The organism is Sporosarcina sp. CAU 1771 (assembly GCF_054482775.1).
Genome location: NZ_JBTLRN010000004.1, coordinates 130,865 through 156,985, shown reverse-complemented (window position 1 = coordinate 156,985; position 26,121 = coordinate 130,865). Strand labels below are relative to the sequence as shown.

The 26,121-nt window shown below is 39.0% G+C and carries 23 protein-coding genes and 1 other annotated feature; of the genes, 16 read left to right on the top strand and 7 right to left on the bottom strand.

What is annotated here, in order from left to right; translation table 11 throughout:
• Positions 1 to 936 precede the first annotated feature (936 nt).
• Positions 937 to 2,616, top strand: a complete 1,680-nt coding sequence (locus tag ACXYMX_RS05905) for a formate--tetrahydrofolate ligase (RefSeq protein WP_459043316.1) — start codon at positions 937 to 939, stop codon at positions 2,614 to 2,616.
• A 111-nt stretch (positions 2,617 to 2,727) separates the two neighbouring features.
• Here the strand turns inward: ACXYMX_RS05905 and ACXYMX_RS05900 are convergent, their stop codons facing one another.
• Positions 2,728 to 4,425: a M3 family oligoendopeptidase gene (locus tag ACXYMX_RS05900; protein ID WP_459043315.1), complete on the bottom strand. Its 1,698-nt coding sequence runs from the start codon at positions 4,423 to 4,425 to the stop codon at positions 2,728 to 2,730.
• A gap of 209 nt (positions 4,426 to 4,634) precedes the next feature.
• On the opposite strand from ACXYMX_RS05900, the gene dpaL reads away from it, so the two are divergent.
• From dpaL to ACXYMX_RS05885, 3 genes are all read left to right on the top strand, one after another.
• Positions 4,635 to 5,864, top strand: a complete 1,230-nt coding sequence (gene dpaL / locus ACXYMX_RS05895) for a diaminopropionate ammonia-lyase (protein ID WP_459043314.1) — start codon at positions 4,635 to 4,637, stop codon at positions 5,862 to 5,864.
• Between the two features lie 38 nt (positions 5,865 to 5,902).
• A complete protein-coding gene (locus ACXYMX_RS05890; RefSeq protein ID WP_459043313.1) occupies positions 5,903 to 6,571 on the top strand; it encodes a GntR family transcriptional regulator in 669 nt (222 codons plus the stop codon).
• Between the two features lie 142 nt (positions 6,572 to 6,713).
• A complete protein-coding gene (locus ACXYMX_RS05885; protein WP_459043312.1) occupies positions 6,714 to 7,001 on the top strand; it encodes a DUF6509 family protein in 288 nt (95 codons plus the stop codon).
• Positions 7,002 to 7,063: 62 nt separating this feature from the next.
• Here the strand turns inward: ACXYMX_RS05885 and ACXYMX_RS05880 are convergent, their stop codons facing one another.
• The gene (locus ACXYMX_RS05880; protein WP_459043311.1) at positions 7,064 to 8,752 is read right to left on the bottom strand and encodes a methyl-accepting chemotaxis protein; all 1,689 of its coding nucleotides are present in this window, start codon (positions 8,750 to 8,752) and stop codon (positions 7,064 to 7,066) included.
• Positions 8,753 to 9,011: 259 nt separating this feature from the next.
• Between ACXYMX_RS05880 and ACXYMX_RS05875 the strand changes: the two genes are divergently transcribed.
• Positions 9,012 to 9,995: an NAD(P)/FAD-dependent oxidoreductase gene (locus ACXYMX_RS05875; protein WP_459043310.1), complete on the top strand. Its 984-nt coding sequence runs from the start codon at positions 9,012 to 9,014 to the stop codon at positions 9,993 to 9,995.
• 116 nt (positions 9,996 to 10,111) lie between these two features.
• Here ACXYMX_RS05875 and ACXYMX_RS05870 read toward each other — a convergent pair whose 3' ends face one another.
• The 3 genes from ACXYMX_RS05870 to ACXYMX_RS05860 all read right to left on the bottom strand — a co-directional run bounded on the left by ACXYMX_RS05870 (position 10,112) and on the right by ACXYMX_RS05860 (position 13,207).
• On the bottom strand, positions 10,112 to 11,218 hold the full coding sequence (locus tag ACXYMX_RS05870) for a DUF1648 domain-containing protein (protein WP_459043309.1): 1,107 nt from the start codon (positions 11,216 to 11,218) through the stop codon (positions 10,112 to 10,114).
• A complete protein-coding gene (locus ACXYMX_RS05865; protein WP_459043308.1) occupies positions 11,215 to 11,595 on the bottom strand; it encodes a GntR family transcriptional regulator in 381 nt (126 codons plus the stop codon). Before ACXYMX_RS05865 ends, ACXYMX_RS05870 begins: the two co-directional genes overlap by 4 nt.
• A gap of 121 nt (positions 11,596 to 11,716) precedes the next feature.
• Complete coding sequence (locus ACXYMX_RS05860) at positions 11,717 to 13,207, bottom strand: polysaccharide deacetylase family protein (protein WP_459043307.1); 1,491 nt, start codon at positions 13,205 to 13,207, stop codon at positions 11,717 to 11,719.
• A 416-nt stretch (positions 13,208 to 13,623) separates the two neighbouring features.
• Here ACXYMX_RS05860 and trhO point away from each other — a divergent pair, with 416 nt between their 5' ends.
• From trhO to recQ, 4 genes are all read left to right on the top strand, one after another.
• Positions 13,624 to 14,598 (top strand): oxygen-dependent tRNA uridine(34) hydroxylase TrhO, encoded by a 975-nt coding sequence (gene trhO, locus ACXYMX_RS05855; protein ID WP_459043306.1) that lies wholly within the window; start codon positions 13,624 to 13,626, stop codon positions 14,596 to 14,598.
• A gap of 111 nt (positions 14,599 to 14,709) precedes the next feature.
• Complete coding sequence (locus tag ACXYMX_RS05850) at positions 14,710 to 15,522, top strand: DUF368 domain-containing protein (protein WP_459043305.1); 813 nt, start codon at positions 14,710 to 14,712, stop codon at positions 15,520 to 15,522.
• 203 nt (positions 15,523 to 15,725) lie between these two features.
• Positions 15,726 to 16,157, top strand: coding sequence for a hypothetical protein (locus ACXYMX_RS05845; protein WP_459043304.1), 432 nt, complete (start codon positions 15,726 to 15,728; stop codon positions 16,155 to 16,157).
• A 59-nt stretch (positions 16,158 to 16,216) separates the two neighbouring features.
• A complete protein-coding gene (gene recQ / locus ACXYMX_RS05840; protein ID WP_459043303.1) occupies positions 16,217 to 17,989 on the top strand; it encodes a DNA helicase RecQ in 1,773 nt (590 codons plus the stop codon).
• A gap of 22 nt (positions 17,990 to 18,011) precedes the next feature.
• Here the strand turns inward: recQ and ACXYMX_RS05835 are convergent, their stop codons facing one another.
• On the bottom strand, positions 18,012 to 19,166 hold the full coding sequence (locus ACXYMX_RS05835; protein ID WP_459043302.1) for an MFS transporter: 1,155 nt from the start codon (positions 19,164 to 19,166) through the stop codon (positions 18,012 to 18,014).
• Between the two features lie 179 nt (positions 19,167 to 19,345).
• Between ACXYMX_RS05835 and ACXYMX_RS05830 the strand changes: the two genes are divergently transcribed.
• The 6 genes from ACXYMX_RS05830 (at position 19,346) to ACXYMX_RS05805 (ending at position 24,112) form a co-directional block, all read left to right on the top strand.
• Positions 19,346 to 20,332 carry a diaminopimelate dehydrogenase gene (locus ACXYMX_RS05830; protein WP_459043301.1) on the top strand — a complete coding sequence of 329 codons (987 nt, stop codon included), beginning with the start codon at positions 19,346 to 19,348 and terminating at the stop codon, positions 20,330 to 20,332.
• Between the two features lie 231 nt (positions 20,333 to 20,563).
• Positions 20,564 to 21,652, top strand: a complete 1,089-nt coding sequence (locus tag ACXYMX_RS05825; RefSeq protein WP_459043300.1) for a M42 family metallopeptidase — start codon at positions 20,564 to 20,566, stop codon at positions 21,650 to 21,652.
• A 132-nt stretch (positions 21,653 to 21,784) separates the two neighbouring features.
• Positions 21,785 to 22,747: an ornithine carbamoyltransferase gene (gene argF / locus ACXYMX_RS05820; protein ID WP_459043299.1), complete on the top strand. Its 963-nt coding sequence runs from the start codon at positions 21,785 to 21,787 to the stop codon at positions 22,745 to 22,747.
• Between the two features lie 155 nt (positions 22,748 to 22,902).
• Entirely contained in the window at positions 22,903 to 23,118 is a 216-nt protein-coding gene (locus ACXYMX_RS05815; RefSeq protein ID WP_459043298.1) for a helix-turn-helix transcriptional regulator, read from the top strand.
• Positions 23,108 to 23,599: a hypothetical protein gene (locus ACXYMX_RS05810; RefSeq protein ID WP_459043297.1), complete on the top strand. Its 492-nt coding sequence runs from the start codon at positions 23,108 to 23,110 to the stop codon at positions 23,597 to 23,599. The genes ACXYMX_RS05815 and ACXYMX_RS05810 overlap by 11 nt, the downstream gene beginning before the upstream one ends.
• Before the next feature lie 66 nt (positions 23,600 to 23,665).
• Entirely contained in the window at positions 23,666 to 24,112 is a 447-nt protein-coding gene (locus tag ACXYMX_RS05805; protein ID WP_459043296.1) for a small multi-drug export protein, read from the top strand.
• 620 nt (positions 24,113 to 24,732) lie between these two features.
• On the opposite strand, the gene sspI is transcribed toward ACXYMX_RS05805, so the two are convergent.
• A complete protein-coding gene (gene sspI, locus ACXYMX_RS05800) occupies positions 24,733 to 24,945 on the bottom strand; it encodes a small acid-soluble spore protein SspI (RefSeq protein WP_459043295.1) in 213 nt (70 codons plus the stop codon).
• A gap of 93 nt (positions 24,946 to 25,038) precedes the next feature.
• Here sspI and ACXYMX_RS05795 point away from each other — a divergent pair, with 93 nt between their 5' ends.
• Entirely contained in the window at positions 25,039 to 25,800 is a 762-nt protein-coding gene (locus ACXYMX_RS05795) for a TrmH family RNA methyltransferase (RefSeq protein WP_459043294.1), read from the top strand.
• Positions 25,801 to 25,856: 56 nt separating this feature from the next.
• Positions 25,857 to 26,086 (top strand) — a binding site (T-box leader).
• The last annotated feature ends 35 nt before the right edge of the window (positions 26,087 to 26,121 follow it).

The following is a 26,121-nucleotide window of genomic DNA, read 5'->3' as shown; positions in this document are numbered from 1 at the left end:
CAGGAGTATCGATGAGATAGTTTCAGAAAACATGGTTTCTTCATTCCTATCTTCAATTGTAAAGTTGAAATTTATTTCATAAACTTCCTGTGTTTTCATGCCAAAGGCATTTATCACAGAACTTGTCGAACTGGCCCGATTGTTGTATTGACACTTTATATTTAATACGCTCCGTTGCTTGGAGTACAGGCGCCGACTCCAGCGGGAACAGCGCGAGCTGAAGACCCCACAGGAGCGTGCCCTTCGCGACGAGGAGGCTGAAGTCGTGCCCGCGGAAAGCGTGCGCCGGAACGGAGAGCAACAGTTTATCAATGTTGGGTTTGGCCCGATTGTTGAATTGACACTTTATATTTAATACACTCCGTTGCTTGGAGTGCAGGCGTCGACTCCAGCGGGAACAGTGCGAGCTGAAAGCCCTGCAGGTAGCGAAGCGGACGACGAGATTGAAGCCGTGCCCGCGGAAAGCGTACGCCGGAACGCAAAGCAACAGTTTTTCTACATTCGTTTTGGCTCAGTTTGCTGAATACTCAATATATACTTATCCTACTGCTATCATACCATAATTACCACAAAAATCCTTTTTATATACAGAAAAGCACCGCTATTTGCGATCCTGATCATTGCTCTATATCTATATTATTTCGCTTGTTAATTCAACTCTTGTACCAGTGAACTGAACGGGTTACATACGATTGATAAGGCGTTTAACTTATTTTTTATTGATTAGCCAATGAAATGGAAAGGAACTCAAAAGATTGGTAAAGGAGCGGGAGGGAAAATCATCGACATACTCACTGAAAGTATCGAGAAGAGAATTGGATTTTTAGTATATTAAGTATAAACTGAATATATTATGGAGAAATTCTGTAAAGAGTCGCCAATTCATTCAGTGTTTGTTAAAGTATTAATAGGAAATTGAAAATAGGGAGTATGAAAATGACGAAAAATATTTTACCTCTGACAGATTTACAAATAGCTTCGAAATCAAAAATGCAATTGATTGGTGAAATCGCTAAACGTGCGGGAATTCCAGAAGAAGCAGTTGAACCTTACGGTCGATTTAGAGCGAAAATAGACGGCTCAAAATTAAATGAATGCAAAGTAAAGGGGAAAGTTGTTCTTGTAACAGCGATTAGCCCTACACCAGCAGGAGAAGGGAAATCAACTGTAACTGTAGGACTTGCAGATGCTTTAACGCGACTTGGCGAAAAGACGATGATTGCATTACGGGAACCTTCGTTAGGTCCTGTTATGGGGATGAAGGGCGGAGCAACTGGCGGAGGGTATGCGCAAGTACTTCCAATGGAGGAAATTAATCTTCACTTTAATGGAGACATTCATGCGATTACGACTGCCAATAATGCGCTTAGTGCTCTGATAGATAATCATCTACATAGAGGAAATGAGCTCAATATCGATCCTCGCAGAATTACTTGGAAGCGAGTAATTGATATGAATGATCGTGCGCTTCGCAATATCACAATCGGATTAGGAGGCCCCCAGCAAGGCGTTCCAAGACAAGAGGGCTTTGATATTACTGTTGCATCTGAAATTATGGCAATATTTTGTCTGGCGAAAGATTTAGAGGATTTAAAAGAGCGAATTGCTCGAGTCGTTATCGGTTATACATATTCTAAAGAAGTTGTTACTGTTAAAGACTTGGGTGTGCAGGGCGCATTAACACTTTTACTAAAAGAGGCGTTTAAACCGAATTTAGTGCAAACGATTGAAGGTACGCCTGCATTAATTCACGGAGGCCCTTTTGCTAATATTGCCCATGGCTGTAACTCCCTGGCAGCGACAAACACTGCACGTGGATTAGCGGATATAGTTGTTACAGAAGCGGGCTTTGGATCGGACCTTGGAGCTGAAAAGTTTATGAACATTAAAGCTAGACAAGGTGAATTCGGGCCAGATGCAGTCGTACTTGTAGCAACTGTTCGTGCACTTAAAATGCATGGCGGTGTACTTAAAACTGAACTTGCAGAAGAAAATATAAAAGCCGTTATGGATGGAATCCCTAACCTACAAAAGCACATTGAAACGATTCGGGTGTTTGGCGTGGAGCCGGTAGTCGCTTTAAATCGATTTGTAACAGATACAACGGCAGAAATAGAGGCAATTCTTTTTTGGTGCAAAGAAAACGGAGTTTCAGCGGCCTTAACTGAAGTTTGGGAAAAAGGCGGACATGGTGGAATCGAGCTCGGAAAGAAAGTTATCGAGCTGCTGGATCAAGAAAACAACTTCAAACCCATTTATGAGTTAGAAGATTCAATACCAAATAAAATTCGAACAATCGTTCAAAATGTTTATGGTGGAGAAGATGTAGCATTTACTAAAGAGGCATTGAAAAACCTTGAGGATATTGAAAAGAATGGTTGGGCGAACTTACCTGTTTGCATGGCAAAAACCCAATACTCATTTACAGATGATCCCTTGTTAATAGGGCGACCTGAAGGATTTAAAGTAACGGTAAGAGAAATCATTCCAAAACTTGGCGCGGGTTTTCTGGTTTGCTTAACGGGTGAAATAATGACGATGCCAGGTCTTCCAAAACAACCGGCTGCACTAAATATGGATGTAGATAAAGAAGGCAACGCTGTCGGACTTATGTGATAGGTTGCGTATCTACTAAGGGTTATGTGAAAAAGTAGACGATCGTTTAGTAAATAATAAAGCGGGACTGCCTTAGAATCGAATGATTCATTAGGCAGTCCCGTTTTTCTTTTATAGTAATTGGTCGTCTATAGAATTTAAATAGCTTTCGATAGTATCAATAACTGATTCCACACATGAGTCTTCAAAAGGGGAAATTAAACTCGATTCTTCGACTAGCTTTGTAAAAGGCAGTGATCCTCCAAGTTGGCAAAGGTGTAAATAATCTACCCAAGCATCTTTATGATTTTCACGCGAACGTTTCCAGAACTGGAACGCACAAATCTGCGCCAATGTATAATCGATGTAGTAAAATGGATCGGAATAAATATGACTTTGTCGCTGCCACAAACCTCCAGCTTCTAAATAACTGATGCCATCATAATCTCGATTTGGAAGATACTTTTTCTCAATCTTCTTCCATTCATTTTTTCGTTCAGAAGGAGTCAGTTCTGGATTTTCATAGACAACATGTTGAAATTCATCGACGGCAACACCGTAAGGAAGGAATAATACTGCATCGCTTAGATGTGCAAATTTATATTTGTCTGTATCTTCTCTGAAGAAGAGTTCCATCCACGGCCAAGTGAAAAACTCCATACTCATGGAGTGGATTTCTGCACTTTCATACGTCGGCCAAATATACTCTGGAATACCAATGTTCCGGCTAGAGTAAACTTGGAAAGCATGTCCAGCTTCATGTGTAAGTACATCTATATCTCCAGAAGTTCCGTTGAAATTCGAAAATATAAATGGAGAGTCGTAGTTATCAATAAATGTGCAATAGCCTCCACTTTCTTTCCCTTTTTTAGCCTCAACATCTAATAGTTTTTTATCCAACATAAATTGGAAAAATGTATCCGTCTCAGGTGAAAGCTCTGCATACATTTTCTTTCCGTTTTCAATAATCCATTCAGGAGATCCTTTTGGAGTAGCATTGCCAGAAAGAAATTTTAGCGATTCATCATACGATTTTAGTTTTTCTACGCCAATCCGTTTTGCCTGACGCTCGTAGAGTTTGGTCGCTAGTGGGACAATGTGGTCGCGCACTTGATCGCGAAACTTTTTAACCATAGATGCATCATAGTCGATTCGGTTCATACGAATGTAACCAAGTTCAACGAAGTTTTTGTACCCTAATGTAGTTGCAATCTCGTGACGAATCTTCACGAGCTCATCGTAGATCTCATCAAATTTATCCCCGTTATCTGAGAAAAATTGAACAACTGTTTCGGATGCTGCTTTACGTACTTCACGATTTGGTGATTCTGAATAAGGACCCATTTGTGCAAGCGTTAACGATTTTCCATCAAATTCAATTTGTGCGGATGCGACCAGTTTTGAATAATCGGAAGAGAGTTTATTTTCCTTTTGAAGCAAAGGTACAATGGCCGGTGAGAATGAACTGATGGAGTTATCTGCTAGTGCAAATAATTGAGAACCCCATTTATCCTCAAGTTCAGCTCTAAAAGGTGTAGCAACAAGCTCCTTATAGTAAGCAGTTTCTAGTTCTTGGTATTCGGGATTGATTTCATCAAAAAAGTCTCTTTCGGCTTTGTAAAATTCATCATTCGTATCAATCGAAGCTCGAATATACGCTAGATTTGATTGTGTAGAATAATCGCTGCCTATTGCATTAATTTTTTCAATTACCTTATTTTGTTCTTCAAATGAAGCGGCTGCTTTGAATTTCGATAAAAGTACCTCGAAGTCAGCTTTAATATCTTGGATGACGGGTCTTTCATATTGATATTCATTAAATGTAATCATTTCTGATCCTCCTTAAATCCTCACGTAGAAGTAACTACAGTCTTCATTATTTATGAAATAGAAAAATATTGCAACGAAAAAAAGTTATCCATCATATAAATAACATTATTGTAAATTGTATAATATGTGTAGTGTGGTATATTACATATCAGTCAGCTAAATTGACTTTCATTTTAAAAGAGATTTGAAATTTGAAAGGGGAATGCAAAATGCAAAATTCAACAAATCAATTACTAAAGTGGGAATTCAATCGTATGAAACCCGAATTTAAAATAGATCAGGCTATTATGGATTTTACAACAGAAGAAATAAATAAGGTACATACATTTCAACAATCCTATAAGGAATATAATGAAACACCTTTAGTAAGGCTCTCTGAATTAGCAAAACATTTAAATGTTGAAGAAATATTTGTGAAAGATGAGTCGCATCGATTTGGATTAAACGCGTTTAAAGTTCTTGGAGGTATATATGCGGTAGGAAAATATCTTGCAGCGAAATTAAATAGAGATATTGAATCACTTTCTTTTGAAGAATTAAAATCACCTGAGGTAAAAAAGAGTTTAGGAGAAATTACATTCATTTCAACGACTGATGGAAATCATGGACGTGGAATAGCCTGGGCAGCTAGAGAATTAGGCCATAAATCAAGAATATATATGCCGAAAGGATCTACTCAGAGTCGACTCGAGGCGATACGAAGTGAAGGCGCATTTGCTGAAATAACAGATGAGAACTATGACGATACGGTTCGCTATTCAGCAAGATTAGCAGAAGAAAATGGTTGGGTAACCGTTCAAGATACTTCATGGGAAGGCTATGTAGAAATACCAGTTTGGATTATGCAAGGATATGCATCGCTTGCTAAAGAATCGATTGAACAAATGGCGAAGCATACGAGTAAATCACCGACACATGTGTTTTTACAAGCAGGGGTAGGTTCTTATGCAGCATCAATTACAGCTTTCCTCGTGCAGTATTATAAGGAAATGTATCCGAAAATAATTGTTGTTGAACCGCATTTGGCCAATTGCTATTATTTATCTTTCAAAAAAGCAGATCATGCCATCCATTCTGTAGGCGGAGCGATGAACACAATTATGGCGGGATTATCATGCGGAGAACCAAGCCCGGGTGCTTGGGAAATATTAAAGAACTATTCCGATGCTTCGTTTTCATGTGATGATAAAATTGCAGCGCTTGGCATGAGAGTTTTAGGAAATCCACTGAAGCAAGACGCACCAATCATTTCAGGGGAGTCAGGTGCAGTCACAGCAGGGCTATTGTATTATTTAATGACAAATAATGATTCGATTGAAGTGAGAAAACAACTTGGCTTAGACGAAAATTCGACCGTATTATTAATTAATACTGAGGGAGATACGGACGAAGAAAATTACAGGAAAGTCGTTTGGGACGGGATACCTTCCTTAGATTAAAAGATGCATTTTAAACCTAGTGTTAGGAGGAGAATGAAATGCTACCAAATAAGGCAACGGGCAAGATTAAGCGTACGTTCATGCGCGATGAAGTATACAACACGTTACGTGAATGGATAATCACCGGTGAACTAGAGCCCAATCAACAATTAAAAGATCAGGAACTATCGGATAGATTAGGGATTAGCCGTACGCCTATTCGAGAGGCTTTACTTAAACTTGAAGACGAGGGGCTCGTCATTACTAAAGCAAATCGTTGGACACTAGTAGCTCCAATCGACTTACTGGATGCTGAAAATATCTATTCAATCGTAGGTACACTTGAAGGACTAGCGATTGAACAAGGAATTCAAAACATAACAGCAATAGATATTGATGAACTAGAAAAACTCAATCAAACCTTTAAAGAAACGATGGATTCAATAGAGAGGATTAAGTCATTTTTAGCAGATAATGCGTTTCATGAAAAGATTGTTCGATTTGCTAACAACTTGGAATTAGTGAAGTTGCTTGAAAGTTTGAAAGTGAAAATAATGAGAATTGAAATTCATTATTTTAGTCAAACAGATAGCAATCATACATCTTACTACGAACATGAGAAAATAATAAAAGCTTTAAAGGAATTAAATGCACCACTTGCAGTACAAGAGATTAAGGCGAATTGGATCAACAGTTTGAAACGAATCCAGAAGGATGAGGAATCTTAATATTTACAGCAAATTCTCATTCCGAATAGGTTTGATCAATTTCTTGTTTGAAAATAGAGTGCGATATACGTACTTTTTTATCTAATAGTGTATTATGAAGAAAGATGAAAACTAATTTTAATTTTAAAGGTGGATGATGTTTATGAACATAACCGAATATACGTTAGATAAGATGAATGACCCAACTGGAATTCTAACTGGGGATCGCTACGAATACCGACTTTATATTTCATTAGATGAAGAAGATGAGTTGTATTCAGAGGGTGGGACAGGCTTAAGAGTAATTTTTGCTGTCGACGAAGGCGTAGAGCGTATCGCAACATATAACTTTTTTGACCGCGCATCTGAGAGTCAGTTAGATTTCGAATTAGAAGAAGATGAAAAAGCTGAGATTCTTGCGTTTTGTAAAGAGAATCTTGTTGAAAAATAAATTATGAGAAAAATCCTGTACACAGAAATTCTTGTGTACAGGATTTTCTTTCGTAGAAAGCATTATATTTTGAATCGATTAACTTCCTGCTGCAATTCTTCTGCAACGTTCGCAAGTGCTTGCGAACTGGAGGAAATTTCTTGGTTCACGCCAAGTTGCTCAACTGTAGCGGCGCTCGTATCATGTGCAGTGGTTACAGCAGCTTCTACAAGTGTAATCACATCCGCAGAACCTACAGACACGACATCGGTGATTGTACGAATTTCCTCAATCGCAGCAGTCACTGTGCCAACATTACGATCGACTATACGAACTGCTTGTTCAATTTCTTGGAAGATATTCATAGAACTCGAAGTGGATAAAAGACCTGCATCTACACTTTGACTGCCAATATTAATCGAGATAACTGCTTTCTTAGTATCTTCTTGAATGGTATTCATCATAAATTCAATCTCAGATGCGGATGTTTTAGATTGCTCGGCAAGTCTACGAACCTCCTCTGCAACAACAGCAAAACCTTTTCCATGTTCACCCGCACGTGCCGCTTCTATTGCTGCATTCAAAGCGAGTAAGTTCGTTTGTTCAGAAATGGCGGTAATGATGGCGGTTACCTTTTGTATTTCAACAGATTGCTCAGCCACTTGGCGAATAATTGTTGCGGAATGATCGATTGTGGAGTGAATGTTATCCATTTGACTGGATACTTCCGCAACAATTTTAGAGCCATCTGTAACAAGTATTGAAACGGTATTGGAAGATGAAAGCATGTCGTTATTACTGTCTGCAATGCGTTGGACGCCACTTTGTAAAGATTGCATTGAATTGGCAGTTTCATTGACGATAATTGTTTGTCTTTCACTACCACGCATATTTTCTTCGGCCGCTGCAGCTACCACTTCTGAAGACGCAAGACTTTCTTCGGAGCTTGCGGATAACTGTTCAGCTTGGGATGCGAGTTGCTGGGATGTAAAACGAACGCGTTGTAGCATAGCTCTTAAGTCTGCAGACATTTTATTGAATGAAACCGCCATTGCACCAATCTCATCCCGATTTTTGATAAGTATTGGTTCATGTTGTAAATCACCTGCAGCAATTCGTTCGATGGCCTGCGTCATCTTTTGAACAGGACGTGCGATACTTCGGCTAATTGCAATCGCAACAACGATGCTTATTAGTAGTCCTAAAGCAATTAGAACCAACATTATAAGATTTGTAGTTGCAATAAGAGTGTTTATGTCGTTTCGTGTTTGCTTCATTATGTCTTGTTGAGATATTTTTAGTTCTTCAGCTTTTGCCATGAGACGATTATTATAACTTGCAGCTTCAATTGCTGACGCCCGAACTTGTCCTTCTGTTCCACGCATGTTCATCTCAGTTGTAGCCTGGACTTTATTAATATAAAGATTTCGAATACTTGTAACTTCTTCAATGATTATGGCGTCTTCTTTACTGTCAATGATACTCGCTAACTCATCAAGTAAAGCAGAGGATTTCTCGACAGCTTTCTCATTGTCCTCAAGGTGGACCCTGGTCTTATTAATTACGTAAGCATTCAAGGCTATAAAACTATCTTTTTGTGTACTAATCAATTCATCAACCAAATTTACTTTATGAGTTCGATCATCTAAAAGCAGCTGATATTCACTATTTGTTTTTTGCATTGAATAAAAAGACGTACCGCCTATTAATAGCATGAGAATAAGTAGAATTGAAAATCCAGTCCATAACTTTTTTGAAACAGATAGTTTCATTACAAAATCCCCCTAAATAACATTCTCTATACAGTTCTAATATCCCATTATACTGAATTAAGTAATATTTACTATGGGTTGTTAGCTTAAGAAGCAAATATAGTGAAATTTAGTGGGGAATACCAAAGGGGTGGCTTAAGCTGAAACAGATTATGTGTATTTTTTAACGGGTTGTTAGATAATGTACATAGTAGTAAGATTGAAATGAATTAGTATGGGCTAGCGTAGGAATAGACTAAATAAATTGGAGTGTTTGCAAATGGACAAGGAAATAGTTGATATTACAATTATCGGGGGCGGACCTACAGGACTTTTCGCTTCCTTTTATGCTGGAATGAGAGAAATGTCAGTGAAAATTATTGATAGCTTGCCACAACTCGGCGGGCAGCTCATTGAACTTTATCCAGAAAAATACATTTACGATGTGGGTGGGTTTCCTAAAGTTCTTGCAAAAGACTTTGTGGCGAACTTAGTTACACAGGCACATTATTCAAATCCGGAGATTATTCTCGGGGAAACTGCGCTTTCGGCAACTAAAGATGGAGATCACTTTATTCTTGAAACAGATAAAGGTGTCCATTTAACAAGAACAATATTGTTAACAGCTGGAATTGGAGCTTTTCGCCCAAGGAAGATTGGTTTGAAAGAAGAAGTGAATTTTGAAGAAAAGACGCTTCATTATGGAATTAAGGATTTAAGTATATTTAAAAATAAGGAAGTACTTATTTGTGGCGGGGGAGACTCTGCAGTGGATTGGTCACTAATGCTGGAAGACATAGCATCGAATGTAACGCTGGTTCATCGCCGGGAACGATTTACTGCTCACGAAACAAGCGTAAATCAGCTAATGGAGTCAAAAGTGAAAGTCCTTACTTCTCGTGCCGTAAAATCTATAGAAGGCGAAGATAGCAACGTGAGTGGCATCGTACTCGCGGACAAAGAAGGCAATGAAGAACTTTTACCAATAGATCATCTTATTGTTAATTATGGAAACATTTCTTCCCTTGGCCCTTTAAAAGAATGGGGACTGGATATGGACCGAAATTCCATTAAAGTGAATACGCGTATGGAAACGAATATTGAAGGGATCTACGCAGCAGGGGACGTAACTACTTTTGACGGCAAGGTTAAGCTAATTGCGGTTGGTCTAGGTGAAGCACCTATTGCAGTGAATCATGCAAAAGCGTATATCGACCCTAAGGCGAGAGTGCAGCCACTTCATAGTACAAGCGTATTTAGTTAATTTAAGAAGATGAAAAGTAGTTCATTTAAAAACGACGTAATTCATATGTGCTTCCCGAATAAACGGAAGGGCATAATGGATTACGTCGTTTTTTTGCGTGCATCTACTCATTTATTTTATAAAAGAAAAGTAAAAAGTAGTATAAGTGCAATTGGTCCAAATAAAATAACGAATCCTAAAGGTTGGCCAAAGTTTAGTGTCCATCCAACACCGAAACGTTTTTCTACAAAAATAGACGGGTCATTTTTATTAATGTAAAATAGACCGCCTTTCCAATATTGATCGTCATCATAATCGGTGACACCTTCAACTTCTTCGTCGAGCGTGTCAACGTCTAATCGTGTTCCACTTTGTCCAAGTTTAAATGCATAAACACCTGTTAATACAAAAATAACAACTAAAAACCCTATCGGAAGGATAAACAATACGAATGGATTATTCATTTTTTCATGAATCATACCCAATTGAAGAAAACTAAAAAGAATCGTCATGATCAACATGATTGCAAATAGTAACCAACTTGTATATTTTCGAAAAGCTAGTTGCTGCGTCCGAGTTTTGTTTTTTGCTGTTGCACTTATTTTAATTCCAGATTTCTTAGTCAACTCATTAATCGCTAGCATCATAACTTGAAGAACGAAAAGGATAAGTAACAAGGACAATGCGGAAAAAGGTGTTTTTTTACTAAATGCATCTGGCTGGCCATCAATACCCCAATGGGTGGGTATTAATTCTGGTAGATTCGCATATTGCGTAGCTGAGTAAGCTATCAACCCAACTGTAATCAAGATCGGTAATGTGAAAAATACCCAATGCAACATTTCATCCGCCGTACGAACGGTAAGATCAGTAATGCGTATTTGTTTTAAATCTGTACCCCAGTTATTCGTCTTCTTTAAGTTGGCAGTCTTTACATGAAATAAAAAATAAAGACTCATACTTAAGAGGAGAATCGCAAACTGGATTGCAGTTCCTGTTAACACTAGGGTTTCTTCTCCAATTTCTGTTGTCAATGCCCATATTGTAAAAATGGTGATCGACAAAGCTCCAAAAACTGCGGTGATGATGGAGTAATATTTTTTATAAGAACTTAAGGTCGATTCATCGACGAGTGGAGTTGGTATTGTAACACCAAATACGAGTGTCTTTTTCAATAAGTAAGGCATTGAAGCTTGAATTCCAACGAGAAATAACCCAACGAAAAGAAATATACTTAGTGTCATTCTAATTCCTCCTCAATTTTATTGAATAGTTTATGGACCATTGAAATGATTTCCTTGTCTTGAATCCCAACAGCTAGTGCTTCCGCAATTACCGGTCTCATATATGCTTCGATTCGTTTTTGTGCAAGATCTGTCGGATTCTGTGGATTCACGATTACACCTGATTTTGGAATGATTTGTACAATCCCTTTTTTCTCAAGTTCGTGGTAAGCCTTGTTTACAGTATGCATATTTACTCCGAGATCCGCCGCTAAGCTACGGACAGATGGAAGAGATTTTCCTTCACGAAGAGAACCACTAGCAACACCTTCAATAAGAGCATTTACTAACTGTGTGTATATGGGAATCTCTGAATGGGGTTCAATTTTAATATACATTCGAATCTCTCCTTTTCAATTATCCCAATGAATGTGTTCTACTATCATTATAGCAAATGTGTTCTGTAAGTTCTAAAAAATACCCCGATTCACCAAATACTTTTGGCAAATCGGGGTTTTGTCATTTATCGAGTTCAGAAACTTTAACAAAAATGAATCCTTCTTGTTGCAAATAAGCGAGCATGGCCTCTAAGCCGTCAGCAGTTGATTGATGGATGTCATGCATTAGGATAATACTTCCGTCATTTACGTTATTTTGAACACTTGCTAATAGGTTAGCTGGATTTCTATGCTTCCAGTCTAATGTATCAACATCCCAAAGGACTACTGGCAAATCGGTTTGCGCTCGGACATTTTTATTTACCGAACCGTAAGGAGGTCTGAATCCACCCGTCATTTTTAAACCAGTAACTTCTTCGATAATTGCTGTCGTTCTATGAATCTCATTACTAACTCTTTCGCCACTCAACTTTGTTAAGTCTGGGTGGTTCCATGAGTGGTTTGCAAGTTCATGACCTGCATCGGCAACACTTTTGGCGATCTCAGGATAATACTCAACTCGGCTTCCTAGCATGAAAAAAGTTGCTTTGGCATCATATTTTGCTAAGGTCTCAAGGATTTGTGTGGTTACTTTTGGATCTGGGCCATCATCAAATGTAAGTGCCACCCGCTTTTTCTCTGGAATTGTTGGTGGTACTTCCGTTTCGCTAGATTCTGGATTTTCAATCGTATCAGCACCATCCTCATCTACTGCTTCTTCAGAAGATGAATCTTCACTAGGTGATTGAACTACGTCCTCCTCTACAACTTTGAAAACGTCTGCAAGAACAGAGTTTAACTCTAGTAATGGAATGCTAACGATAGGGACACCAGCTGATTTGGCGGCAATCGGGTATCTATCGAAATAAAAGTAAATTTCTTCGTCTGAAACAGCAAAGTTAGAAAAGTTATTCCAACTTGGTTCTGTATGAAGTTGTGCCTTTTCAGGGTATATGGATTTAGAATACGCTGGATCTTCAAATAGCTTTTCTCGAACTAGTTTTGAAACTAACTCAAGGTGTTTATCGTCAGAAGAAAAAAGGTCTTGTATCGTAATCTCTTCTCCAGTTTTAGGGTTTAAGTGAAAAGATTGAATTTCTGTCGACCCATTTGCACCACCGGAATAGCTTGTATTTACAAGAACAAACGAATAGTTTCCTGATTGATGTGAAAATGTTTCGAACGAAATATTTAATTCACCTGGAATATCTAGCTGTTTAACTCTGTTCTCATTCATTTTTGCTGAATATATTTCTTTTGCTTGTTGTTTATAAGTTGAGATTTTTTGATTAAATGATTTATGTATACTTTGTGGATATTGAATAGCTGAAGGAGCGAATGGATCGTTGAAGATTTCTGTGACGATTTTAATTCCAGGATAATTTGAATCGATCGAATCAATGATAACAGGAACTTCGATTTCTTTTTTGACCGTGCTACTCGAAGAAGCACTCTTTTCTAAGGATAGGAAAATTAAAACTCCGCTTGTGATTACAAGTGAAAATATGAAAAATGTAAACACGATATCTATCCAGGCTCTGTGCTTTTTTCTATCGTTTCGTTTCATAGTCATTTCATTTATAGACTCCTTTTTCTAGATTTATAGAGTTAGACGTTAGGAAAGTCGTAATAGTTTTAAAATCTCATTGTTTTTATGTTGTATTTTGTCGATTGCTATCTAAGTATAGTCTACTAGCAAGCCCGTCTGCAAATGATCAAAGAACTAATTTGCAAATTTCACAAGAAAACATCACTCGACTCGTTACTAGATATCAAAATTCATTGAAAAATAAAGTGAGTTGTGACACATTTTCGAAATTTGGAAAGTAGGTATGTTAATCCTTTTTCAGATTAAAGAATTATGATACAATACGAATGTCTCGGATCTTGCAAATGCGGGAATGTTTTCGTATGTTTACAAATATAAATGTAACATCCGATCCAGTTGTTAATATAACATGCAATTATAAAAACAAGGTGGTTGGAAAGATGGAAAAAGGTACACATCGGATTCTGCTTTACTATAAATATGTAGAGGTTGAGGATCCAGAAACATTTGCGGCTGAGCATTTAAAAAACTGCAAAGAAATCGGTTTGAAAGGGCGCATTATCATTGGCTCTGAAGGAATTAACGGAACGTGTTCGGGAACTATTGAACAAACAGATGCATATATGGAACTTTTAAGAAATGATTTACGTTTTAAAGATATTGTATTTAAGATCGATGAATCAGATGGTCATGCTTTTAAGAAGATGCATGTTCGTGCGCGTGAAGAAATTGTTAATCTTAGTTTGGAAGACGATGTCAATCCAAATGAACTTACAGGAGCTTATCTAAGTCCTGAAGATTTTTTCAAGCAGATGCAAGAAGAAGATACGGTCGTTATTGATGCAAGAAATGATTATGAGTATGATGTAGGCCACTTTAGAGGCGCAATACGTCCAGATATTCAAAACTTCCGTGAGCTTCCTGAGTGGATGCGAGAAAACAAAGAGAAATTTGAAGGTAAGAAAATTTTAGCTTATTGTACAGGTGGAATTCGTTGCGAGAAATTTTCAGGGTGGCTTGTTCGTGAAGGCTATGAAGACGTAGGGCAATTGGATGGTGGAATCGTTTCTTATGGGAAAGATCCAGTTGTAAAAGGGGAACTTTGGGATGGCCAATGTTACGTCTTTGATGAAAGACTTGTCGTTCCTGTTAATCAAGTGGACCATGTGATCATTGGGCGCGATCATTTCGATGGTGAACCATGTGAGCGCTATGTAAACTGTGCGAATCCGGTATGTAATGCACAAATTCTATGTTCTGAAGAAAATGAGTATCTATATATGAGAAGTTGTACTGATGAATGTCGAGTTCATCCACGAAATCGTTATTTCATAGAACATAACATGACTGTGGAAGAATACGATGAACGTATGGCTGCAATTGAAAATCATAGAAGTGAAACTCTTGTGAGGTAATAAAAAATGTCGGCTGTGCAGATTTGAAATTTCGCAGTCGACTTTTTTATTGACTTTTCATACCTAGAGTACTTCAAAATCAGGCTGAATATTGAAAGGATGGACTTAGTAATGAGGTGGAGTAATTTATATCGCGGTGTTTTCATGGCGATCAGTGATTTAATCCCTGGAGTTAGCGGCGGAACAATCGCATTCATTTTAGGTATTTATGATGAATTGTTAGAATCTATCAGTGGGATTTTTAGTCGCAACTGGAAGAAGCATATTGGGTTTTTATTGCCTTTAGGTATTGGCGTCGTGATTACTCTACTTTTATTTAGCAAGGTGATTGAGTATTTATTAGAAAATCATGCGATACCAACGCAGTTTTTCTTCATTGGTCTAATTATTGGTGTGATTCCATTTATTGCAAAGCAATCGGAAATGAAAAAGTATTTCAAGGCAAAACATTTTTTCATTATGTTTATTGTAGGAGTTGCCCTAGCATCTTTTGCATTTGTCAGCCCTCAGGATACGACACCGATGACAGAACTCACTACTTCAAATGTACTCGGCTTATTTTTTTCGGGGTGGTTAGGTAGTATGGCCATGCTGTTGCCGGGAATTAGTGGATCATTTATATTATTATTATTGGGTGTATATTCTACCGCAATTGCCGCATTATCGAATTTGAATTTCTCAATTATTGCTGTTATAGGTGCTGGTGTTGTTGTTGGTTTTATAGTTAGTAGTAAAGCGATTAGTTATTTACTTAAGAATTTTAAACTAATAATGTTCGCTGTAATTATGGGCTTAATTTTGGGGTCAATTTTTGTTGTTTATCCAGGACTTCCATCCAATGGGATGATGTTCGTGATAAGTATAGGTACCTTCATTGCAGGTTTACTAATTGCGAAAGTGTTCAGTTCTCCTCAGGCAACATGAGTTTGCTTTGGCAATGAAAGTATTTCGTAAAGAGTTATATATATTAAAAACGTGAGAACATTACCAGTTCAAGCGTTTTTTTATTGCTTTAGATCGATTGTCTCCAGTTATGGTATCCATCTGCTTACACTTTTGTGATTAGGTATTTCATTTCAATAAGGTTAGGAATCTGGTATTGTTAGAGTAAGAATTAAGAGGGAAGGATGAGTGCTATGTCAGGACCTGCATTACGTCAACTTCACGCGCATCGTGCGATTCATGAGGGCGGACTTTCTGGAGCAATTAGTAAAACATCGAATATGATGGATTATTTAAAGCAAGGTGACTTAGAAACTGCTGAGAAGGCGGCGAACGACTTAATTGATTACTGGAAAACACGAGTTATTAGTCATGCTGATGCTGAGGAATCAGGCTTTTATTTGGAAATTGCTAATGAAAATCCCGAATTAAAAGAATCGATTACAATGCTAACGCGTGATCATGATTTACTTCGAATTATTGTAAAAGATATCGAAGAAATTCGAGAAACAGAAGGCTTAAGTCCAGAGGTACTTCATCGATTTCATTCATTAATGGTTATTAATGAGATACATAGTAGAGATGAAGAACGTCTTTTATTTACAGATAATAAATAGGAGTGTTTTGAAAGCGCCTTTTCGTAGGCGTTTTCATTCTTAAGGGAGGAAAGTTGTCATTGAATCATAAAGCTACGGAAGTACTACAGACTTATTTTGGATATGACTCATTCCGTAAAGGTCAGAAGGATGTAATCGATAAGGTCCTAGGCGGACAAGATACACTTTGCGTAATGCCGACAGGTGGAGGGAAATCTGTCTGTTATCAAGTCCCTGCACTTGTTATGAAAGGCACAATCCTCGTTGTTTCTCCTCTTATTTCGCTCATGAAAGATCAGGTAGATGCTTTGCATGAAGCAGGTATTCCAGCTGCATATATTAATAGTTCGATGTCAGGAGAAGAATATCAGCGAACGATGGAAGCGGCGCTCTACGGAGAATACCGCTTGCTCTATATTGCCCCTGAAAGATTGGATTCTCCATCGTTTACGAACCAACTTCGTCTTATGGACGTTCCTATGGTTGCCATTGACGAAGCGCATTGTATTTCGCAATGGGGACATGACTTCCGTCCAAGTTATCGGAATATCAAAAACGTCATTTCTTATTTTGAACAAAAACCAGTCGTGCTTGCGTTGACAGCAACTGCGACACCGACTGTTCGTGAAGATATTTGTTCTCAACTTGGAATCTCAGATGGCAATACGGTCATGACAGGATTTGAACGTGCAAATCTTTCCTTTTCAGTAATCAAGGGACAGGACCGTGAAAAGTATGTAAAGGAATACGTGAAGAAAAACGAAGGGGAAGCTGGTATTATTTACGCCGCGACCCGAAAAGCTGTCGATCAAGTACACGATACACTTTTAAAGATGGGGATATCGGCGGAGAAATATCACGCAGGCCTACCGGATGAAGACAGGCAGTCAGGGCAAGACCGTTTTTTGAACGATGAAGCTTCGGTAATGGTTGCGACAAATGCCTTTGGTATGGGAATTGATAAATCGAATATACGTTATGTTATTCATTATCAAATGCCGAGAAATATGGAAAGCTATTACCAAGAGGCAGGTCGTGCGGGACGGGATGGCTTGGATAGTGAATGCTCGCTGTTGTTTTCATCTCAGGACGTGCAAACGCAACGATTTCTGATCGATCAATCACAAGATCAAACTCGAATTCCAGGGGAGTTAGAGAAACTCCAGTCGATGATTGACTATTGCCATACAGAAGTTTGTTTACAAAAATTCATTATTTCTTATTTCGGTGAAAAAGATGTCAAAACCTGTGGTCGATGCGCAAATTGTACAGATACACGGGAAAGTTCCGATGTGACTGAGGATGTTCAGAAAGTATTGTCATGTGTTATTCGCATGGGGCAACGTTTCGGAAAGACAATGATTGCACAAGTTCTCACAGGATCTCGAAATAAGAAAATGGCTGATTTTAACTTCGAGAAATTATCGACGTATGGCTTAATGAAGGGTAGAAGTGCAAAGGAAGTAACTGATTTTGTTGAATTTATTATTTCTGAGGGTTTTCTCGGTGTAGAAAATGGCCAATTCCCTGTGATTTATGTGACGGAGCAAGGAAAAGAAATATTAATGGGGCAAGGCAAGGTTCTTCGAAAAGTATCTGTCGTTACAAAACAAATAACAAAAGACGATCCGTTATTTGAACAACTTCGTGTCTTACGAAGAAGTTTAGCAACCGAAGCTGGGGTCCCACCGTTTGTTGTTTTCTCAGACACAACATTACGTGACATGGCAGCAAGAATCCCACTTACGGATGAAGAGTTCCTGGATATCCATGGAGTGGGTCAAGTAAAGTTAGAACGCTATGGACAGGCCTTTATGGATGAAATCAAGAATTACAAAATGCAGAATGCTTAAATAAAAAATCCGTAAAGCTGAATTATTTCAGCTTTACGGATTTTTTTAGTCCAAAGATTGCATAGGTTGCGACGGCTAGAAGGATAACTCCAGTAAGCATAAAAGCACTCTTGTATTCCAAGTCTAAAAAGCCGATAACTCCCGAACCTGCAACAACTCCAATAGAAAAGAATGCATAGAAATAGCCATAAGCTTTACCACGGAATTCCGCTGATGAAGAATCAATTAGCAATGAATTAATTGAAGGGAATAGGAATGCAAATCCTAGACCATAAACAATCATGGCTACATACAGTAAACTCAGCTCTTCTACTTGGCTTAAAAACAACATACTTAGTCCCATCATTCCCATTCCAAATGTCAGGGTAATCATAGGTCGGACTCGGTCAAAAATACGGTTGACGGGCAATAAAAAGATTAATATTGCAGTAATTCCAAATGTGCTCAATAAAAGTCCTGTAGTTTTTGTATCGAAACCGAGAAAAGCAACTTTCAAAGGCAATACAAGTGCAAGTACACCTTGTGAAAACATTAAAAAGAATGCACCTGCAAAAGCACGAACCATTCCCGACGATTGAAATAACATGCGTACACGGAAATTGGATGCTTTTTTTGTTGAGGGTAGTTTACGAACATATGTAAAAGACCTAAGAATAAAGAATGCAGAGATTGCAATTATCATCATAATTCCGCCATTTACAGCCATGATGAAAGGTGTGCTTGTTTTAGCAGCGACGATACCACCATATGCCGGACCTAATATTGCGGCTAACCCAACAAATGCTCCTGAAATAGCAACATTCCGACCACGTTTTGAATCTTCTGTTCGATTAGCTAAATATGTGAAAGCTGCTGGAACGATTAATCCTTCCATAAAGCCGTGAATAAAACGTACCCCGAGAAGACTATATGAATGATCTACGAATGAATACAGAAACAAAGAAAGAGATGCACCAAAAAGTCCTAATACTAGAATAACAAAGGGTCCTTGTCGGTCTGTCATGAAACCAGAAATGACGTTCCCTATCGTATTTGAAAATGAGTAGAGACCAACAGCAATACCTATGATGAAGGGGGTTGCCCCAGGTAATGATTGAGCGTAAGGACTCATTACAGGTAATTGAGAAAATAAATCAAAAAAGGAGAAAAAGACTATTAAATAGACAAAGTTCCGCATTAAATAAAGCCTCATTTCATTAGAGTAAACAAACCTACTACTACCTTACCATGATTTGTGCTCAAATGGATAAGGATAGATTGTGAACAATTCTCATCTATTATGCCTGATTCCAAAGTTGGCATTCATCTAGCAGAAAAGTTAGAATGGTTTTTAAGATCTGGAAAGGGGAAATTACATTGAGTAAAAAAATTAGAATAGGCATTGCAGGCTATGGCAATCTGGGTAGAGGGGTAGAATCTGCAATTGCACAAAATAAGGATATGGAGCTTGTAGGCGTTTTTACAAGACGAAATCCATCTGATGTACACTTGTTAAATGCTAAAGTACCAGTTTATATGGTAGACGATTTGAAAGATTTTCAAGAGAAGATAGATGTACTCATTCTTTGTGGTGGATCAAAAAATGATCTACCTGAGCAAGGTCCTGAGTTTGCTAAATTATTCAACACAATTGATAGTTTTGACACACATGCAAAAATTCCAGCTTATTTTGAAGCTGTAGATGCATCTGCTACTCCTAATAAGAAGACATCAATTATCTCGGTTGGCTGGGATCCGGGTTTATTCTCAATCAATCGTTTATTTGGCGAAGTTGTATTATCAGAAGGAGAAACGTATACATTTTGGGGGAAAGGCTTGAGTCAAGGCCATTCAGACGCTGTAAGGCGAGTTGAAGGAGTAAAAGGTGGAGTGCAATATACGATTCCAAATCCAGATGCAGTAGACCGAGTCCGCAGTGGGTCATTTCCTGAGTTAACAACACGTGAAAAACATACACGTGAATGCTACATTGTGCTTGAAGAAGGTGCGGACGCAGAGCTGGTGAAGCAAACAATTGTAACAATGCCCGATTACTTTATTGATTACGACACAACAGTAACTTTTATTAGTGAGGAAGAACTGAATCAGAATCACTCCGCAATGCCTCATGGTGGGTTTGTCATCCGCAGCGGTAAAACTGGGGAAAATACTTCACAAGTTATCGAGTATTCATTGAAATTGGACAGCAATCCAGAATTCACTTCAAGTGTATTGGTCGCGTATGCACGGGCAGCCTATCGGTTGCATCAAAACGGGGATTATGGTGCGAAAACTGTATTTGACATAGCTCCTGGTTTGTTATCACCGAAAAGCGCGGCAGAATTACGTAAAGAGATGCTCTGAGTGTGGGTGTAAAGACCCTTTTCGCCGATAAAAGACGAGGATGCGCCGATATCCGTTAGTGGGGCGGCGATATCTTGTCGTATTGCGCCGATAACCGTTAAAGTTTCGTCGATATACGCAATGGAACCGCCGATATATCTACACTACCTCACTATCAGTAGAATGTTTTGATAATGTATTCCTTTTCACATATACTATCCTTATGGCAATTTATTTAGGAGGGCGAAGGACTTGACGAAATTGGACGAAACACTAACGATGCTTAAAGAATTAACAGATGCAAAAGGGATTCCCGGAAACGAGCGGGAGCCACGTGAGGTTATGAGAAAGTATATGGAGCCTTTCGCTGATGAAATCGAGCAAGATGGTTTAGGATCATTGATCGCAAAGAAAACTGGTGAAGCAAGCGGACCAAAAATCATGGTTGCGGGTCATTTAGATGAAGTTGGATTTATGATTTCTAAAATTGACGATAAAGGCTTTCTATCATTTCAAACAGTGGGTGGCTGGTGGTCACAGGTTATGCTCGCCCAACGAGTAACAATCGTTACACGTAAAGGTGACACAGTGACGGGTGTAATCGGTTCAAAACCGCCGCATATCCTTTCACCAGAGGCACGTAAAAAGCCGGTAGATATTAAAGACATGTTTATCGACATTGGTGCAACTTCAAAAGAAGAAGCGATGGAATGGGGCATCTTACCTGGTGACATGGTCGTTCCATATTTCGAATTCACTGTCATGAATAACGAAAAATACCTTCTTGCAAAAGCATGGGATAACCGAATTGGTTGTGCAATTGCAATCGATGTAATGAAAGCGTTAAAAAATGACAAGCATCCGAACATCGTATTTGGTGTAGGTGCTGCTCAAGAAGAAGTTGGTTTACGTGGTGCACGAACAGCAGCGACGAAAATCCAACCAGACATCGGATTCGCAGTGGACGTAGGAATTGCTGGTGATACGCCTGGAGTTACTTCAAAGGAAGCGACAGGTAAAATGGGCGATGGGCCACAAATTCTATTATTCGATGCTTCTATGGTTTCACACAAGGGATTACGTGAACTTGTTGTCGACACAGCCGAGGAAAATGGAATCCCATATCAGTTCGAAACAATTCCTGGGGGAGGAACCGATGCAGGTTCTATCCACTTGTCAGGAAATGGTGTGCCATCACTTGCGATCTGTATTCCAACACGATACATTCACAGCCATGCGGCTATGTTGCACCGTGATGATTTTGACAACACAGTAAAACTGATTGTTGAGGTAATCAAAAAGTTAGACCGTGACACGGTAAATAAAATTACATTTGACTAATATACCAACTCAAGCGAATCCATTCGCTTGAGTTTTATTTTTTGTTTTTTTAATAAAAATACACTTGACATTATAAATATGCATACATATAATCATATATACAATTGAAATTGAATGTTGGGAGATGTATGAATGGTGAAATTAGAGAGTGAGCAAACAGATATTGTTGAGGGCCTTAAGGGAAGAGACTTGCTATCGCTTTTGGATTATACAAGCGAAGAGATAACGTACTTATTAAATTATGCTAATCAGATGAAAAAAGATATGCTTCAAGGAAAAATGCCGAAAATACTCGCTGGAAAAACGTTGGGGATGATTTTTGAAAAACATTCTACACGTACGCGTATTTCATTTGAAGTAGGGATGAATCAACTAGGCGGGTATGCAATGTTCATGAACGCTCGTGACATGCAAATAGGACGCGGAGAATCGATCTATGACACTGGACATGTTTTGTCGGAATATCTAGATGGGGTTATGATTCGTGCAAACTCTCATGAGATGGTGAAAGAGTTGGCTAAGAATTCAACGATACCAGTTATTAATGGTCTAACGGATATTTTTCATCCATGTCAAGCGCTGGCGGATTTATTGACGATTTTAGAAGTGAAAGGAAGCTTAGCAGGTCAAAAAATCGCTTATATCGGTGATGGCAATAACGTTGCTCATTCTCTAATTATTGCGGCTGCACATATGGGAATGCATATTTCGGTTGCAACGCCAAAAGGTTTTGAATGCAATCCGAATCTGTTGGTAAAAGCAAAAGCAATCGCAGAGACTACTGGGGGAAGCATTGTTGAAACAACTGATCCTGTAGCTGCTGTAAAAGATGCAGATGCTGTCTATACGGATGTCTGGACGAGTATGGGGCAGGAAGAGGAATCAGCTGCCCGTCTTGAAGCTTTTAAAGACTTTCAAATTAACGATGAACTTATTGCGCATGCCAAAGACGATTATATGTTTTTGCACTGCCTACCTGCACATCGCGAGGAAGAAGTTGCAACATCTGTCATTGATGGTCCAAATTCGTATGTATTTCAACAAGCAGGTAATCGACTGCACGCACAAAAAGCTTTACTGGCATTACTCTTGTAAAAATGAAGAAAAAAATAGATTGATTCAAGCTCATAAAAGTTTTACAGTTCGGATCCTTGGATTCGAACTTTTTTTGTTCATTAAACTTAACTAAATGCATATAATACTTTACATAATGTTAAGTTTACTGTACATTACGAGTAGGAGGTGTCGTGATGCTGAACAACAGGTTGAAAGAGTTACGTGCTCGTCATAGTTTTACCCAAATTGAACTAGCCAAACGTGTAGGCGTAACGCGACAATCAATCGGTTTTATTGAAAAAGGTGAATTTTCACCATCTGTGACACTATCTTTGAAACTTGCCCGGGCACTTGACTGTGACATTAACGAACTATTCTGGTTGGAAGGGGACGAAGAAAATGAAAAATGATATGCGCATTACCTATCCTTTGTGGATGATTTGTTTTCTTTTGTTAATTGCCGCGTCTGTCTATCTTGTCGGGAGCACGATCGTTATTGAAAGCGAGGCTGAGAATGAGATTTCATTTCTGTTGGACATAAGTTCTAAAATGATTTTGTTTCTTACTTTACTTGTACTTCTCGTCGGAAGTCTAACTACATTCACTATAAAAGTTCTAAAGCATAACCGTTTGAATCCACTAAGAAAGTTTAGTTTTTTTTATATGAAGCCTCCAGAGTATATAGATGACGACGAATTATTTCAACATGCGACGGGGCTAGCTACTAGAAAAGTGTATTCCTTTTTTGTGACAGCAATTCCTGTACTTTCCGTCTTGTATATTTTAACGCCAATTGGTAAGATGTGGATGGTAATAGGACTGTTACTTTTGGGGGTTATGCAATACTTAATTTATTATTTAGTTCTTAGAAAGTATGTCCTGATAAAGTGAATTTGATGTAGCTGTATATGTTAGTTTGGATGTTGCGTTTTATTCGTATTTGAAAGGGAAATGTGTATGTTTGAATATCTGTTAGTATTTCTAGGAGGGGCAATTCCGTGGTTGGAAATTGCGCTTGTTATTCCACTAGGCATAGTGAGTGGATTGTCTCCTTTTTGGGTAATCATTGCCGCGTTTACAGGTAATTTATTTACGGTACTTCTAGTAATTCTTGGATTTCAAAGAGTGAAAGAATGGCGCGAGAAAAGGAAAAAGGCAAAAGATCAAAGTGAATCAAAACGGACTGAACGCGGGAAACGGATTTGGAATAAATATGGAATGCCTGGGCTAGCTCTCTTAGGTCCAATTTTAATCGGGACTCATATCGCAGCTTTTATAGCACTTGCTCTAGGAGCTAGTAAGAAAAATACCACGTTCTGGCTAACGATAAGTATACTAATTTGGTCGATTGTATTTGGAGTAGCAACAGCGATGGGCTTTGATTTTTTTGTGAAGGTTGCATAAATAGGTTCTCAGAACGTTGAGTTTGTTAAACGAATAGGTCATGTGCAAGTATGTAAACTTGCACATGACCTATTTGTTTTTTAAAGGTATGAATATTGTTTTATAGACTAAACAGGCGCTTGCGCTTTTCTATGTCTAGTCTTCAGCGCCTAGCCCCTCGGGTCACAAGCCATTTTGCTGTGGTGGCTGAAGTACGCCTCCTCGCAAAGAGTCTTGTGCCTGTCGGGGCTAAACAGTCGCTTGCACTTTTCTATGGGCTAGACTCCAGCGCCTAGCCCCGCGGGGTCACAAGCCATTTTGCTGTGATGGCTGAAGTACGCCTTCTCGCAAAATGTCTTGTGCCTGTCGGGGCTGTTCAGGCGCTTGCGCTTTTCTATGGGCTAGACTCCAGCGCCTAGCCCCTCGGGGTCACATTTCATTTTGCTGTGAAGGCTGAAGTACGCCTTCTCGCAAACTGTCTTGTGCCTGTCGGGGCTGATCAGGCGCTTGCGCTTTTCTATGGGCTAGTCTCCAGCGCCTAGCCCCTCGAGTCGCTTCAGTCTTGCTGATAAAGGCAAAGAGCGCCTTTACCTTCAAGCCTTCCAGCGCTTGTCGGGGCTAAACAGGCGCTTGCGCTTTTCTTAGCTCGCTGCAAAAACTTGTGCCAGTTCTCCTGCTATTTTGGATTTTTCTTGTTCGCCTGAACTGTTCCACAGTTTTTCGAAAAAAACACCCAATCCAGGTAACAAGTGCTCTTCACCTCTTTGTATGGCATCCTCAACGACCCCGCGAATGTCCTCCGCTGAATTGTTCGTCATGTTTGCCGATATTGCATCCCTAATTTGAAAATCCATTTAATCAGCCTCCTTCACCTTCATTTTGGACACAATTATCGCCAACTATACTACTATTTGTTACACTAAAAAGAAAAAGGCGGTTACCGATAAATGAAACGCATTGAATCGATTCAAAACTCACTTGTGAAGCATTGGAAAAAACTAGTTCTTACCCGAAAAGAACGGGATAAGTCTGGAGAATTCCTCGTTGAAGGATTTCATCTCGTTGAAGAAGCACTAAAAAACAATGGTGCAATTCTAGCATTGATTGTTCGTGAGGATGTGAAAATGCCTACAAGTTGGAATATAGAGGGCGTCCATCTCGTAGAAGTGACAAGCGCCGTTGCAAAAGAGTTTTCGGAAACCGAACACTCCCAAGGAATCTTTGCACATTGTAGACAGCCGGTACATAGTGAAGACAATTACACTGAGTGGAACACCCTTTTATTAATCGACTCTGTTCAAGATCCTGGAAATGTAGGAACGATGATTCGAACTGCCGATGCGGCTGGAATAGATGCTGTTATTCTTGGCAAAGGAACGGCAGATGCATATAATCCGAAAACTGTACGTTCAGGACAAGGGTCTCATTTTAATATTCCTGTAATTAGGGGAGACTTAGTGGAATGGGTTCAAAAGCTAAAGGTGGAGGGAGTCCAAGTGTTAGGCACAGGATTAGATAATGCCATCGCATATACTGACGCTGAAATTGATAAGGGATTTGCACTCATAGTTGGAAATGAGGGGAGCGGCGTCAATCCTGAACTTCTATCGCTTGCTGATCATACGGTTATGATTCCACTGCGTGGGAAAGCCGAATCGTTAAATGTGGCAGTCGCAACAGGTATTCTACTCTATGCATATTCAAAATAATGACCTAGTTGATGAATCTGAGACAATCGGTTATACTAATAGACAGTGTAATTAATTCAAAAGCAATGAATGGGAAAAGTAAGCAAACCATGAACCGAAAGGGAGTTCGCACCTTGACTGGAAGTGCGAATCGGCTATTGTTTGTTGAAGTTCACCCCGTGAGCTGCCACCAGGACCAGAGAATTCTGTAAAGGTGAGCCGGTGCTGGACCGTTATTCCAATTTGAGAGATCCGCCTTCGGGTGTGATAATCTGGGTGGTACCGCGAAATCGTCCTCGTCCCTTTTATAGGGGCGAGTTTTTTTATTTTTAGTTTAGAAAA

What these genes read in the sequence shown, in the direction of transcription:
- ACXYMX_RS05865 (WP_459043308.1), bottom strand. Translation starts at nt 11,595, where the DNA reads ATGTATATTAAAATTGAACCCCATTCAGAGATTCCCATATACACACAG.
- ACXYMX_RS05880 (WP_459043311.1), bottom strand. Translation starts at nt 8,752, where the DNA reads ATGAAACTATCTGTTTCAAAAAAGTTATGGACTGGATTTTCAATTCTA.
- trhO (WP_459043306.1), top strand. Translation starts at nt 13,624, where the DNA reads ATGGAAAAAGGTACACATCGGATTCTGCTTTACTATAAATATGTAGAG.
- dpaL (WP_459043314.1), top strand. Translation starts at nt 4,635, where the DNA reads ATGCAAAATTCAACAAATCAATTACTAAAGTGGGAATTCAATCGTATG.
- ACXYMX_RS05850 (WP_459043305.1), top strand. Translation starts at nt 14,710, where the DNA reads ATGAGGTGGAGTAATTTATATCGCGGTGTTTTCATGGCGATCAGTGAT.
- ACXYMX_RS05870 (WP_459043309.1), bottom strand. Translation starts at nt 11,218, where the DNA reads ATGACACTAAGTATATTTCTTTTCGTTGGGTTATTTCTCGTTGGAATT.
- ACXYMX_RS05835 (WP_459043302.1), bottom strand. Translation starts at nt 19,166, where the DNA reads ATGCGGAACTTTGTCTATTTAATAGTCTTTTTCTCCTTTTTTGATTTA.
- ACXYMX_RS05795 (WP_459043294.1), top strand. Translation starts at nt 25,039, where the DNA reads ATGAAACGCATTGAATCGATTCAAAACTCACTTGTGAAGCATTGGAAA.
- ACXYMX_RS05845 (WP_459043304.1), top strand. Translation starts at nt 15,726, where the DNA reads ATGAGTGCTATGTCAGGACCTGCATTACGTCAACTTCACGCGCATCGT.
- sspI (WP_459043295.1), bottom strand. Translation starts at nt 24,945, where the DNA reads ATGGATTTTCAAATTAGGGATGCAATATCGGCAAACATGACGAACAAT.
- ACXYMX_RS05805 (WP_459043296.1), top strand. Translation starts at nt 23,666, where the DNA reads ATGTTTGAATATCTGTTAGTATTTCTAGGAGGGGCAATTCCGTGGTTG.
- argF (WP_459043299.1), top strand. Translation starts at nt 21,785, where the DNA reads ATGGTGAAATTAGAGAGTGAGCAAACAGATATTGTTGAGGGCCTTAAG.
- ACXYMX_RS05905 (WP_459043316.1), top strand. Translation starts at nt 937, where the DNA reads ATGACGAAAAATATTTTACCTCTGACAGATTTACAAATAGCTTCGAAA.
- ACXYMX_RS05860 (WP_459043307.1), bottom strand. Translation starts at nt 13,207, where the DNA reads ATGACTATGAAACGAAACGATAGAAAAAAGCACAGAGCCTGGATAGAT.
- ACXYMX_RS05885 (WP_459043312.1), top strand. Translation starts at nt 6,714, where the DNA reads ATGAACATAACCGAATATACGTTAGATAAGATGAATGACCCAACTGGA.
- ACXYMX_RS05875 (WP_459043310.1), top strand. Translation starts at nt 9,012, where the DNA reads ATGGACAAGGAAATAGTTGATATTACAATTATCGGGGGCGGACCTACA.
- ACXYMX_RS05815 (WP_459043298.1), top strand. Translation starts at nt 22,903, where the DNA reads ATGCTGAACAACAGGTTGAAAGAGTTACGTGCTCGTCATAGTTTTACC.
- ACXYMX_RS05810 (WP_459043297.1), top strand. Translation starts at nt 23,108, where the DNA reads ATGAAAAATGATATGCGCATTACCTATCCTTTGTGGATGATTTGTTTT.
- ACXYMX_RS05890 (WP_459043313.1), top strand. Translation starts at nt 5,903, where the DNA reads ATGCTACCAAATAAGGCAACGGGCAAGATTAAGCGTACGTTCATGCGC.
- ACXYMX_RS05900 (WP_459043315.1), bottom strand. Translation starts at nt 4,425, where the DNA reads ATGATTACATTTAATGAATATCAATATGAAAGACCCGTCATCCAAGAT.